This is a genomic window from Streptomyces sp. NPDC051684, assembly GCF_044453445.1.
In the GTDB taxonomy this organism is placed as follows: domain Bacteria; phylum Actinomycetota; class Actinomycetes; order Streptomycetales; family Streptomycetaceae; genus Streptomyces.
Map to the genome: position 1 here is coordinate 300,510 of NZ_JBITCS010000001.1, position 13,061 is coordinate 313,570.

Annotated in this window: 8 protein-coding genes; 1 reads left to right on the forward strand and 7 read right to left on the reverse strand. The window is 72.2% G+C overall.

Annotated features, from left to right (window positions below; genetic code table 11):
* Positions 1 to 128 precede the first annotated feature (128 nt).
* From ACIA8D_RS01415 to ACIA8D_RS01440, 6 genes are all read right to left on the reverse strand, one after another.
* Positions 129 to 1,811, reverse strand: coding sequence for a serine/threonine-protein kinase (locus tag ACIA8D_RS01415; RefSeq protein ID WP_399227874.1), 1,683 nt, complete (start codon positions 1,809 to 1,811; stop codon positions 129 to 131).
* Positions 1,812 to 1,889: 78 nt separating this feature from the next.
* A complete protein-coding gene (locus ACIA8D_RS01420; protein WP_399227875.1) occupies positions 1,890 to 3,482 on the reverse strand; it encodes a serine/threonine-protein kinase in 1,593 nt (530 codons plus the stop codon).
* A gap of 58 nt (positions 3,483 to 3,540) precedes the next feature.
* Positions 3,541 to 3,666, reverse strand: a complete 126-nt coding sequence (locus ACIA8D_RS01425; protein WP_399227876.1) for a hypothetical protein — start codon at positions 3,664 to 3,666, stop codon at positions 3,541 to 3,543.
* Positions 3,667 to 3,972: 306 nt separating this feature from the next.
* Positions 3,973 to 5,625, reverse strand: a complete 1,653-nt coding sequence (locus ACIA8D_RS01430; protein ID WP_399228053.1) for a serine/threonine-protein kinase — start codon at positions 5,623 to 5,625, stop codon at positions 3,973 to 3,975.
* A gap of 112 nt (positions 5,626 to 5,737) precedes the next feature.
* Positions 5,738 to 7,855 (reverse strand): serine/threonine protein kinase, encoded by a 2,118-nt coding sequence (locus tag ACIA8D_RS01435; RefSeq protein WP_399227877.1) that lies wholly within the window; start codon positions 7,853 to 7,855, stop codon positions 5,738 to 5,740.
* An 86-nt stretch (positions 7,856 to 7,941) separates the two neighbouring features.
* Complete coding sequence (locus tag ACIA8D_RS01440) at positions 7,942 to 9,939, reverse strand: serine/threonine-protein kinase (protein WP_399227878.1); 1,998 nt, start codon at positions 9,937 to 9,939, stop codon at positions 7,942 to 7,944.
* 179 nt (positions 9,940 to 10,118) lie between these two features.
* Between ACIA8D_RS01440 and ACIA8D_RS01445 the strand changes: the two genes are divergently transcribed.
* Positions 10,119 to 11,099 carry a serine hydrolase domain-containing protein gene (locus ACIA8D_RS01445; RefSeq protein WP_399227879.1) on the forward strand — a complete coding sequence of 327 codons (981 nt, stop codon included), beginning with the start codon at positions 10,119 to 10,121 and terminating at the stop codon, positions 11,097 to 11,099.
* A 72-nt stretch (positions 11,100 to 11,171) separates the two neighbouring features.
* Here ACIA8D_RS01445 and ACIA8D_RS01450 read toward each other — a convergent pair whose 3' ends face one another.
* Positions 11,172 to 12,878 (reverse strand): glycerol-3-phosphate dehydrogenase/oxidase, encoded by a 1,707-nt coding sequence (locus ACIA8D_RS01450; RefSeq protein ID WP_399227880.1) that lies wholly within the window; start codon positions 12,876 to 12,878, stop codon positions 11,172 to 11,174.
* Between the last annotated feature and the right edge of the window lie 183 nt (positions 12,879 to 13,061).

Below are 13,061 nucleotides of genomic sequence, written 5' to 3' on the forward strand. Positions count from 1 at the left end.
GCGAGCGTATGTCCGGGCGTCCGCTTTCGGTACCCGTCGGTAACAGGTTTCACCGAGTGCACACACCGCGCCAGTGATCGCTGGCAGCAAAGCCGCTGATCAGGGCTTTGCCGCCAACGCCCGCCGGTTCAGAGCTTCTTGAGCCCCAGGTTGGCGAAGGCACCCTTGGCGACCTCGCGACCGCGCTCGGTGAAGTCGCCCTTGCCCGGATAGTCGACCCACAGCCGGTACATGTCGCCGGCCTTGGTCCTGTAATAGAACGCCTTGGCCTCGCGCGGCACGTCCTTGTCGAAGTCCGTTCCGATGCTCCGCACGCCATACGTGATCGTGTTCAGCGCGGCGTCGCGGTCCCGGTAGGTGACGTTGGAGTCGGTCCTGCTGGTGTTCTCGGTGTCGCTCGACATCGACACCCCGGCGCCGCTGAACGTGCCGCCCTTGATGTCGTCGGAGTCCTTGAAGGCCTCGGCGTCGGCCGTGCCCGCGATGTCGGACGTCTCTTCCTTGTGGTCCCAGCGGGCCAGGTTCACCGTGATCGCGCCGCTCGGGTCCGCGTACGTCATCACGGACTTGTCGTCCTCGTCCGGGATCGGGACGTACGAGGCCGGCAGCCCGAGGGTCGTGTTCAGCGGCGCCCCCGCCCGGAACTCCTTCCAGCCGTCCGGCAGCGGGCCCGCGAACGGCTTCGCGAGGACCAGGTACGCCGCGACGGCCGCCACCACGACGCCCGCGCCGATGCCGAGCAGGGTCTTGCGGCCGAGCCGCAGGCCGCCCTGCGCTGAGCCGATCTGGACGACCTGGGTGGGTGCCTGCGCCGGGGGCTCGGCGGCCTTCTCCAGGAGGGCGCGCACCTGCGCGGCGTTCGGCCGGTGCGCCGGGTCCTTCTGCAACAGGCCGTTGATGGCGTCGGCCAGCGGGCCCTGCGCGGCGGCGGGCGCGGCCGGTGTCGCGTTGAGCACGGACTGGAGCGTGGCAGGGGTGTTGGTGCGGCGGAACGGGGAGACGCCCTCGGTCGCCGCGTACAGGACGACGCCGAGCGACCACAGGTCGGATGCGGGTCCCGGGCGCTGCCCGAGGACCCGCTCCGGGGCGATGAACTCGGGCGAGCCGACGAAGCCGCCGGTGTCGGTCAGATTCGTCTCGCCCTCGATCTGGGCGATGCCGAAGTCGGTGAGGATCACGCGGTCGTGGCGGCCGAGCATCACGTTGTCCGGCTTCACGTCGCGGTGCAGGATCCCCGCCGCGTGCGCGGCCTCCAGGGCGCCGAGCACTTCAAGGCCGATGCGGGAGGCCTCGCGGACGCCGAGCGTGCCCTCCTGGAGGACGGCGCCGAGCGAGCGGCCCTGCACGAACTCCATGACGATCCACGGCCGGCCGTCCTCGACCGCGACGTCGTGCACGTTCACGACCGACGGGTGGTCGAGCCGGGCCGCGGCGCGGGCCTCGCGGCGCATCCGCTCGAAGGCGTTGGCCCGCTCCCGCTCAGGCAGGTGGTCGGGCAGGCGCGGCTCCTTCACCGCGACCTCGCGGTCCACCGTCTCGTCCTTCGCCCGCCACACCGTGCCCATGCCGCCGTGGCCCAGCTTGCTCAGCAGGCGGTAGCGCCCGGCGACGAGGCGGCCCGCGCCGGGGTCCTGCGGCGCGGTCGCGGCCCGCTCGGTCGCGTCCTGGTCGGTCGCGGGCTGCGCGGTCGCGGGCTGCGCGGGCTGGGCGTAGGGGTTGCCCGGGTGCGGCACGTGCGGCTGTCGCGGCGGTTGCAGGGCGAAGCTGGTGGGATCGTTCGGGCCGTGTGCGGGTCCCCCGTTGTCACTCATGGGTCCATCAGTACCGCGCGGGAGACGGGTGGTTCCACTGGGATCACGGAGTTGTGACCACGCTGATGCGAGCGCGCTCTACCGTCCGGGTGCTCGGAAGGTGTCGACCGCCGCGTCGAAGTGCGCGCGGGCCCGGTCGGCCTTGTCGACGGGGGACGAGACCCACACGTCGTACATCCGACCGCCCTCCTCCCAGCACAGGTCGACGGTCTGCCGGGCGCCCTCGGCGGTGCTGAACCCGTCCCAGGTGAACTCCCACAGCGCGGCGTCGTGGCCGTTGTGCGAGGTGTCGGTGACCTTGGAGTCGCGGTAGCCCGGATTGTTCTCGGGCCCGTCTGCGTCGGAGCGGCGCTGCACGGCGCCGGGGCCGCCGCCCGCCGTGCCGCCCGTCTTGATGCCGATGCGGTAGGTCCCGCCGGGCGACATGTAGAAGATCCGCGGCCCGTCCACGGAGCGCGTGAATCCCTCGGGCACGGCGAGGCGGAAGCCCTCGGGGTCCGTGACCGTGCGATAGCCCTGCGGGGTGCCGGCGTCCGGTGTGCGGGTCCCCGGCCGGGTCACGGTGACGGTGGAGGTCGGCGAGGCGGAGGGCGACGGCGTACGGGTCGAGGCGGAGACGGTGGTCGTCGGCGGCGGCGCGGGCGTCTTGCCGCTGTCCCCGGCGAGCAGCACCGCGGTGGCGATCCCGGCCCCCGCGAGCGCGGCCACGAGCGCCGCGGCGACGAGCAGCGCCCGGGTCGAGACGACACGTTTGCGCCGCGCCGTCTCCACGTTGAGCTGCGTCGGGGTGTAGAGCACCCGCGGCACGAGCGGGATCGGGAGCGCGGGCTGCGGCGTCGCCCCGGTGGCGATGTACGCGCGCAGCAGCCGCTCGGCCTCGTCCAGGTCCATCCGGAGCACGGGGTCCCGCTCCAGCAGGCCGCGGATCACCGGGAGCAGTGGCTCGGCCTCCTCGGGCGGTCTTATCTCGTCGTAGACGACGGCGTGCAGGATGCCGCCCAACGAGTCGCGGCGGAACGGGGATTCGCCGCTCATCGCCGCGCAGAGCAGCGCCCCGAGCGACCACAGGTCGGCCCCGGCGCCTGTCCGCTCCCCCGCCATCCGCTCCGGCGCCGTGTACTCCGGCGAGCCGACGAATCCGCCGGTCTCCGTGAGCGTGGTGGCGCCCTCGACCTGGGCGATCCCGAAGTCGGTGAGGACGACGCGGCCCGTCGAGCTCTCCAGGAGTACGTTCGCGGGCTTCAGGTCCCGGTGCAGCACGCCCGCGGCATGGGCGACACGCAGCGCGCCGAGCAGCGCGAGCCCGATCCGCGCGGCCTCCAGCGGCTCGACGGGCCCCTCTCGGGAGATCCGGTCGGCAAGCGAGTCGCCGCCCACCAGATCCATGACGATGTACGGATGCCCCTCGTACAGCACCACGTCGTGCACGACGATCACGTTCGGATGCTGCAGCTGGGCCACCGCCCGCGCCTCGCGCAGCATCCGCTCCCGCTGCTGCTGCGCCTCGTCGTCGGAGAGGGTCTCGTCGACGGCCAGCTCCTTGACGGCGACCTGCCGCCCGAGCAAGGTGTCGGAGGACCGCCAGACGACGCCCATGCCCCCGCGCCCGATCCTGGCCTCCAGTCGGTAACGCCCGGCGATCACACGGGCGTTGTCCCCCTCGGTCCCCATGCGCCCCATCATGCCGCACGGGTGTGCGGACCGAGTCCTCGCTTCCGGTCAGGGGGCCCTAGCTCCCCTCGATCATGTGCGCGTAGCTGCAGGCGTTGTTGGCGCGCGAACGCGTCACGCCGATCGCGACCAGCTGGTGGGCACAGTCGGAGACCCCGGCGCCGTCGTACGTCCCCTGGTGCACGCCTTCGTGACCTTCGGGCCCACCGTGTACTACTTCGACAGATAGCTCTTGCACAGCGAGATGTCCGCCGACGCCGGAGCCGCCGTCACGATCGGCACGACTCCCGTGGCAGCGATGACACTCACCGCGGCAAGAGCTCTCTTCACTCGCGTCATCGTCAAGCACCCCGTTTTTTCGACCCTCGCGGCGCGCCCAACGGCGCGCTCGAGGTGGTCATTTGGTCAGGCGCAAGGAGATCATTCAGGTGCTGTGCACGTCAGGGACATACCCGACCATGGCCTGATCTTTTCGATCAGGACGGGTCCACTATCCCGCCTGCGGCTCCCGCCAGCCGCGCAGTATCGCGTCGAAGGTCTCGCGGGTCCGGTTCCCGTTCCACTTCTCCGCCGGGACCGCCAGATAGATCGCGTACTCCGTGCCGTCCTCGGCCCGGTAGGTCTCCTCTATGGCGTGCCGGGGGCCGGCCGACGCGTCCTTCGTCCCGGCCGTCCAGGTGAACTCCCACAGCGAACCATGCCGGTCCCGGAACGTGTTGGCGTTCAGGCTCACCCGCTGATAGCCGGGCAGCGTACGCCGCAGGGTCTTCTCCAGGTCCAACTGGTGCTGGTGCGAGTCCTGCCAGTCGGTCTGCTCGTCGATGGCGATGCGGACGAACGTCTGTCCGCCGTCCGGCGAGTAGTCGATCTGGTTGCTGTCCATCTGCCGCTGCCAGCCGGGCGGCAGCATCAGGCTGAAGCCCTCGGCGCCGGACACCCGCTCCCAACTCGCGGGAACGGAACCGGACTTGGCGGTGCCCTTCCCGCCCTTCCCCGACCCGGCCTTCCCCGACTCGTCCCCGCCCGAGCCCTTTCGCTGCGCGCCGTCCTGGTCGTACGTGGCATCCGTCCCGGTGCTGCGGTGCTCGGTGTAGTACAGGGCGGCGAACGCGCCTCCGCCACCGACGAGCGCGGCTGCGAGGACGACGGCGAGCACCTTCGGCCAGCGCCGCGCCCTGGTCGTCGAAGCGGGGGCCGGGGCGAGGCCCGGGGGTGTCACCGTCGTGGTGTCCGCCGTGCTCATCGGTGTGGGTGGAGGCGGGGTGAAGCCGGTTGGCTGGGCGGGGACGTGGACCTGGGTCGGGACGTATGCCTGCGCCGCGTTCGCCCGGCGGCCCTCCGCCGCCTCCGCGAGCATCGCCTCCGCCGCGTCGGCGTCCGGCCGCGCGGCCGGGTCCTTGCTGAGCAGCGCGCCTATGACGGGTCCGATCGGCCCGGCGTTCTCCAGTGCCTCCGGCTCCTCCTCGACGACGGCCTGCATGGTGGCGATCGGCGACGTGCGCCGGAACGGGGAGAGCCCCTCCACGGCGGTGTAGAGCGTCGCGCCCAGCGCCCACAGGTCCGCGGCGGGCCCGAAATCGGCCCCCCGCACCCGCTCGGGCGCGAGGTAGTCGACCGAGCCGACTATCTCGCCGGTCCGCGTGATGGTGGAGTCGCCCTCGACCTGGGCGATGCCGAAGTCCGTCAGCTTGACCTGGCCGTTGCTCGCGAGCAGCACATTGCCCGGCTTCACGTCCCGGTGCAGCACCCCCGCGGTGTGCGCGGCGCGCAGCGCCCGCAGCGTCCACAGGCCGATCCGCGCGGCCTCCGCGGGATCGACCCGCCCGTCCTCCTTGACCGCGTCGGCGAGCGAACGCCCCTCCACCAGCTCCATGACGATCCACGGCCGGTCGTCGTGCTCCAGCACGTCGTGCACGGTGACGACGGCGGGATGGTTGATCCGCGCGGCGGCGCGCGCCTCCGTCTGCGTACGGGCGAGCAGGACGGCCCGGTCCGCCTCGGCCACCCACTGGGCGGCCGTCAGCTCCTTCACGGCGACGACGCGGTGCAACACCTCGTCGTGGGCGCGCCACACCCGGCCCATGCCGCCGCGACCTATGGATTCACCGAGCCGATACCGGCCGGCGAGGACCTCGCCCTGCATCTGATTCACGTTTCCCCGCTAATGTGTCGACCGCTTCACACTAGGGATCAGGCACCGCGCACGGAACAGCCGGGGTCCCACAGAGACCGCACTGTGACGCTTTGTCGCGGGCTCAACCACCGTGGCGATACGTCGAGTACGCCTGCTGGTACAGCCGCGTGACCTCGTCCCGCTCGGCCTCCGGACCGCGCACCTGCACCACGTGGTACTTGCCGCCGATCACCATCGCGAGATTGCGCACGTACATCTCGCGCCCGTCGGACCCCTGCCAGGTGAACTGCCCCTCGGCCATGGTCCGTCCGCCGACGTCGATGCTCTTCATGCCGCTCGACGTGGCCCAGGTGGAGTCCCGGAACGGCTGCAACTCCCGCTCGTCCTCCCGCTGGTACTTCATCGGGTCCTTGCCGTACGTGGCCGTGGAGTCGCGCCCGGGAACGACGATCAGCTCGAACGCGCCGTGCGCGTACACGACCTGGCCCCGACCGTTCTTCCCCGTCCGCTGCCACCCCTTGGCGACGGCGACCTCGAACCCCGCGTCGTCCTCACGGAGCACGAATCCTGGGGCCACGTCGGACTGCGGCTCCGTGGAGGAGGGCGTCGAACTGCGCTTGCCGCCGGGCGACTCGGCGGGCTTCGACGGCTCCGGCGACGGCTCGCCGCGCTGCTCGGACGAGGCGGAGGGCGCGCCGCCCACGGCGTTCTCCTGCCGGGCACCCGCCGCCCCGGCGCCCGTGCCCTGCCCCGCCTTCGGCATGAACACCATCGCGTACGCCACCGCGCCCACGAGCGCGAGCAGGATCAGTACGAGCAGCCAGCGCCCGAGGGATCTGGGCCGCCGCTCCCGGGGAGCGCGCGCGGGACGCGGTGCCCGCTGCACGGCCCGGCCCCGCTTGTGCCGACCGTGCTGCGCCGAGGTGGCCGGAACCCGCACCCGGCGCTTGCGGACGAGCTCGCCCCTGCGGCGCACGACGGGCAGCCGGCCCGCGTCGAAGGGGGGCGCGGGGATGACGTTCGCCCCGGCCTCCGGCTCCGGCGCGGAGCGCACCAGCGAACGCAGCCAGCCGCGCAGTTCCTCGATGTCGAGCCGCTCGGTGGGGTCCTGGCGCAGCAGCGACTCGACGACCGGCCGCACCGGCCCGCACTCCTCGGCGAACGCGGGCGGCTCGGCGCACACCATCCGCACCAGCTCCGGCGTGGACTCCTCCGGGTACGGCGCGTGCCCCTGCACGGCGCGGAACAGCAGCGCGCCGAGGGCCCACAGATCGGTGGCGGGCCCGACGGGCGCCGCCAACTGCCAGTTCTCCTGCACCGGGTGGGCCTGCTCGGGCGCCCACCGCTCGGTGACGGGCCCGACGACGGTCATGCGCACCTGCCGGGACCGCTCGGCCGAGACAGCCCCGCCGGCGTTTGAGGCGCGGGGTCCGGGGCGGAGCCCCGAGCCGTGATCCCCATCGGCCTCGGGTATCAACTCCCGCCAGCGGGACGGCTGAACGGGCAACGCGGCACCCGCCGGTGCCGCACGCCCCGCCACGGCCCCCGCACGATACGCCGCGACCGCCCCGGCGCGGGCCGCCCGATAATCCCCCACCCCCGGGACGGGTTCCGCTTCATCGACGAAGTCATCCACCTCGTCCGGAAACGCCGGCACCACGTCGTACCCGCACAACGCCTCTTCCGCCGCCCCGACGGCGAGCCCGGTCAGCATGACCCGCCCGTCGTCGCAGACGAGCACGGTCCGCGCCGTGACATTTCGGTGCACCCACCCGTGCGCGTGCAGCGCCCGCAGCGCGGTGAGCACGTCGGCGGCGACCTCGGCGGCCCGGTAGGGACTGAGCGGTCCACGGGCGAGCAGCGCCGACAGCGGCCGCGCCGCCACCAGTTCGCTCACGATCCACAGCGAACCGCCCTCGGCGAACACGTCGAAGACCTGGTCGAGGCCGGGGTGGTCGGGGATGCGCGCGGCGGCCTGCACGGCCTCGACGGCCCGCGCCACGGTCGGCTCGGCGGTCTCCCGCCCCGGCTCGCCCTCGGGCCGAAAACCCTCCGGCAGTCCGTCGGCGTCAAGCACCTCCGCCTCGACGACCTCGGGCAACGGCACCTGCCGCACGAGGACTTCCTGCCCGCTGTACGTGTCGAAGGCCCGCGTCTCGGCCCCGGATTCGTACGAGTCGGAGGAGAGGACCGGCAGCCGGTACCGGCCGGCGAGCACCCGCCCCGCGTACTCGTCCACGACGCCTCCCCCTGTTCCACCGGCTCTGCCGAGCGACTGCGCACGGTCCGCAAGCATTCACGATACGTGCCGCACGGCTCACTGGTTCAGGACTTGGGCTTGAACGTCTGTGTGAATGTCTTCCAGGTCGTCTTGCGCTGCTTCCCGCCCCAGTCGGAGTCCTTGGCGGTGTACATCAGCCCGTATCCCAGCGAGCCGTTGACGACGGTGCCGCGGTCTATCGAGTGCCACTTCGTGCCGCCGTCGGCGTACGTGAACTCCCAGTCGGCCGTCTTCCAGTCCCGGTAGTCGACCGAGGCTATCCGCACCCTGTCGTACTGGGGGCGGACCATGCTCCGCTCCTGGTTGCGCCAGTCCGCGACCGGGTCGGACTTCGGCTGATTCGTCCAACCGATCAGCAGCCGCTGCCCGTCGGGCCCGGTGAAGCGCGCTCCCGCCGCCTCCGTCCTGACGTACTTCCAGCCCTTGGGCAGCCCGACCGAGAAGCCCTGGGAGTGCTTGTACGTCTCCTCGGCGGCCGCGCCCGACTTGCCTTCGGCGTCGTCGCTGGGCGAGGCGCTCGTGCTCTCGGAGGGGGACGCGGAGTCGCTCGCCGACGCGCTCGCGGAGGGCTTCTTGTCGTCGCCCGAGCCCTTGTCCTTGTCGTTGTCGGCGTCCTTGTCGCCACCGGCGTTCTTGTCGTCCCCGCCGGCCGTGGCACCGGACGACGCGTTCTTGTCGCCGCCGCCCTTCGCGTCCGCGTCGTCGCCGTTGTTCAGGACGAGGGCCAGGATGCCGGCGAGCACGACGAGCGCGACGAGGAGCGAGCCGATGACCAGGGAGCGGCCCCGCAGGGCGTCCGCGAGGACGGCCGCGCCGCCGGGACGCGCACCGCCCGGCGCCGGGCCCGCGGGCGCGGTCGCCGCGGGCTCCTCCGCCTTCTCCTTCGGGGCCGTCGCGGCGGCGGCCGCCTTGCGTACGTTCTGCAGGGCGCCGCGCATCTTCTCCGCGGCCTCTTCGCGCCTGGCGGCGACACCGGCGGCGGCCGAGGCCGCGGCGGCCCTGGCGGCGGCCTTCCTGGCGGCCGAGGCGCTCTTGTCCCGGGGTTCCCTGCGCTTCTTCGGCGCGGGAGCGGGCGGCAGCGGCACCACCTTCGTGGCCTCGACCGGCTCCGGCTCGGGGGCCGGCTTCGGCTCCGGGGCGTGGATGACGTCGTTGAGCATCGCCCGCGCGGCCGCGTCGTCGAGCCGCTGGTCGGGGTCCTTCTCCAGCAGCCCGTAGATCACCGGCTCCAGGAGCCCGGCGTTCTTCGGCGGGTCCACCGGCTCGGTCATGACGGCGGTCAGCGTGGCGATCGCCGAACCCTTGTCGTACGGCGGGACGCCCTCCACGGCCGCGTACAGCAGACCGCCGAGCGACCACATGTCGGCGGCGGGGCCGGGCTTGTGGCCGCGGGCGCGCTCCGGCGAGATGTACGAGGGGGCGCCGACCAGCATGCCGGTGGAGGTGATGGACGGGTCGCCCTCGACCTGCGCGATGCCGAAGTCGGTGAGGACGACCCGGCCGTCCTCGGAGATCAGTACGTTGGAGGGCTTCACGTCGCGGTGCAGGATGCCCTCGCGGTGCGCGGAGCGCAGCACGTCGAGCACGGCGAGCCCGACCTCGGCGGCCCGCCGGGGTTCGAGCAGTCCGTCCTCGCGGATGGCCTCGGCGAGGGACATGCCCTCGACCAACTCCATGACGATCCACGGCCGGTCGTCCTCGTCGACCACGTCGTAGACCGTCACCGCGCCGTTGTTGCGGATCCGCGCGATCGCCTTCGCCTCACGCAGCGTGCGCGTGATCAGGCGGCGCTTCTCCTCCTCGTCGATGGCGTTCGGGAAGCGCAGCTCCTTCACCGCCACCGTGCGCCCGAGCGTCTCGTCCTTGGCCCGCCACACGGTGCCCATGCCGCCCCGGCCGAGTACGTCGCCGAGCCGGTACCGGCCGGCGAGCAGCCGGCCCTCCGGAGCCTTCACGGAAGCCTCCTGAGCATCCCGAGCGGAAGAATCCCGACGAGCGCCCTTGTCCTCACGGGCCTCGCCCGCCCGCTCCGCCTCCGACATGCGTCCCCTCTAGCAACCGGCCCTGACAGAGCCTTCATTGTCCCATCACTGGACCACCACTCCGCGCGCCGGGTCACCCCCACCCGACACGCACAGGAACGTCCCACAATGGTGGCCCGCGCCGCCGAAAGGGACCGTCGTTGCCCGCGTTCCGGACACTCCTGGCCATACCGCTGACCATGGCCGTTCTGTGCCTGACCCCGAGCAGCGCGCCCGGCCCGAAGGCATCCGCGGACGACACTCTTCCGCTGCTCGTGACGCGAGGCAAGGCCCCGTCGGCGGCGCTCCTCGCAACCGAGGGGTCCACGGGTCACTTCATCACCACCAGCCCCAGCCTCACCCGCTCCGATCATGTGCGCGCGGGCAGCATCACGAAGACCTTCATAGCGACCGTGGTCCTCCAACTCGCCGCGGAAAACCGTCTGAAACTCTCCGCACGCGTCACCGCCTACCTCCCCTCCCTCACGGCCACCCGTGGGCTCACGGTCCGCTCGCTGCTCACGCAGACCAGCGGCCTCTACGACTTCACGGCCACCACCCACGGCCGTGTCGCGCTGGCCCCGAAGGCAGTGGCGGCGCTGTCCCTGTCCGAACCCCGGACGGTACCGCGCGGCACCTGGTCGTACTCCAACACCAACTACGTCCTCCTGGGCATGATCATCCATCAGATCACGGGCCGTTCCTACGCCACGGAGGCCCGTCGCCGCATCATCGAGCCGCTCCGCCTCACCGACACCACGTTCCCCGGCACCCGCACCACGGTCCCCAGCCCGCACGGCCCCGACGCGGTCCGCCTCGACCCGCGCACGGCCGGGGCCTCCGGCGAACTGATCTCCACGCTCCCCGACCTGAACCGCTTCTACGCCGCACTCCTGGAGGGCCGCCTGCTCCCACCTGGTTCCCTGCGTACGATGCTCAACACCGCCCCGGCGGGCGGCCATTACGGCATGGGCCTCTACCCCGAGAAACTCCCCTGCGGCACCACGGTCTGGGGCCACAACGGCCGCATAGCCCACACCTACGTCCGCGCGGCGGCATCGAGAGACGGCTCACGGGTCGTCACCTACCGCACGACAAGAGCGACTTTGTCGGGCAGCGGCTCCCCGGAGCGCCGCCTGCTCACGGCAGAGTTCTGCAATTCAAGCCCCGCCGGCGATTGAGGCGCGGGGCCCGGGGCAGAGCCCCGCGACCGCAACCCCGGCACCCGCAACGACACCCGCCCCGACCGGAGGTCACAGCGGAACAATGTCCGGCGCACCAAGCCGCGCCGCATCCGCCGTGAGGTCATCCGGCTGCCGCTGCGACTCCCGCTCCGCCTCCACTCGCTTCTCGTAGTGCTCGACCTCCCGCTCCACCTGATCCTTGTCCCAGCCGAGAACGGGCGCCATCAGCTCCGCCGCCTCCCGCGCACACCGCGTCCCCCGGTCGAACGTCTCGATGGAGATCCGGGTGCGCCGCGTCAGCACGTCGTCGAGATGCCGCGCCCCTTCGTGCGAGGCCGCGTAGACGACCTCGGCCCGCAGATAGTCGTCGGCACCGGTGAGCGGCGCCCCCAACCCCGGGTCCGCGGAGACCAGTTCGAGCAGCTCCTCGGCCAGCGCCCCGTACCGGTTCAGCAGGTGCTCGACACGCACCACGTGCAGCCCGGTGCGGGCGGCGATCCGCGCCCGCGCGTTCCACTGCGCCCGGTACCCCTCGGCGCCCACCAGCGGGACCTCCTCGGTCACGCACTCGGCGACCCGCTGGTCCAGCCCGTGCACGGCCTCGTCGACGGCGTCCTTGGCCATCACCCGGTACGTCGTGTACTTGCCGCCGGCCACGACCACGAGACCCGGCGCGGGGTGCGCGACGGTGTGCTCGCGCGACAGCTTGCTGGTGGCGTCGGACTCCCCCGCGAGCAGCGGCCGCAGGCCCGCGTAGACGCCCTGCACATCGTCACGCGAAAGCGGGACACCGAGCACGGAGTTGACGTGTTCGAGCAGGTAGTCGATGTCGGCGCTGGACGCGGCGGGGTGCGCCTTGTCGAGGTCCCAGCCGGTGTCGGTCGTCCCCACGATCCAGTGCCGCCCCCACGGAATGACGAACAGCACGCTCTTCTCGGTACGGAGGATCAGCCCGGTCGTCGAATTGATCCGGTCCTTCGGGACGACGAGGTGGATCCCCTTGGACGCCCGCACGTGGAACTGCCCACGCTCGCCGACCATGGCCTGCGTGTCGTCGGTCCACACGCCCGTCGCGTTCACGACCTGCTTGGCACGGATCTCGTACTCGCCGCCGCCCTCGACGTCCTCCACCCGCGCGCCGACGACCCGCTCGCCCTCCCGCAGGAACCCGGTGACCCGCGCGCGGTTGGCGGCCTTGGCGCCGTACATGGCGGCGGTGCGCACCAGGGTCGCCACGTACCGGGCGTCGTCCATCTGCGCGTCGTAGTACTGCAACGCGCCGACCAGCGCGTCCTTCTTGAGGCAGGGGGCGACCCGCAGCGCGTGCTTGCGCGTGAGATGCCGGTGCATCGGCAGTCCGCGCCCGTGCCCGCGCGCCATCGACATCGCGTCGTACAGCGCGACGCCCGAGCCCGCGTACACCCGCTCCCACGCCTTGTGCTGCAACGGATAGAGGAACGGCACCGGCTTCACGAGGTGCGGCGCGAGCCGCTCGAGCAGCAGTCCGCGCTCCTTGAGCGCCTCGCGCACGAGCGCGAAGTCCAGCATCTCCAGATACCTGAGCCCGCCGTGGATCAGCTTGCTGGACCGGCTCGACGTGCCGGAGGCCCAGTCCCGCGCCTCGACGATCCCGGTGGACAGGCCACGGGTCACCGCGTCGAGCGCCGTGCCCGCGCCGACCACTCCGGCGCCCACCACGAGAATGTCCAGCTCGCGCTCGGCCATGGCCGCCAAGTCCTCCGCGCGCTGCTCGGGTCCCAGTGTCGCTGCCTTCACTGCTGCCTCCCGCTGTCGTCGGCGTGGCTCACGCGTGTGGTGTGCCCGGCGTCATGTACCTCGAAGCACGCGCGTCATGTCCCGATTCTTCACCCGCTGACCGGTTCGGGCCACCAGCGGGCCCGCACCTGTGGACAACCTGCGGAGACTCGCGGCGCAACACTCGCAAATCCATCTCCGCGC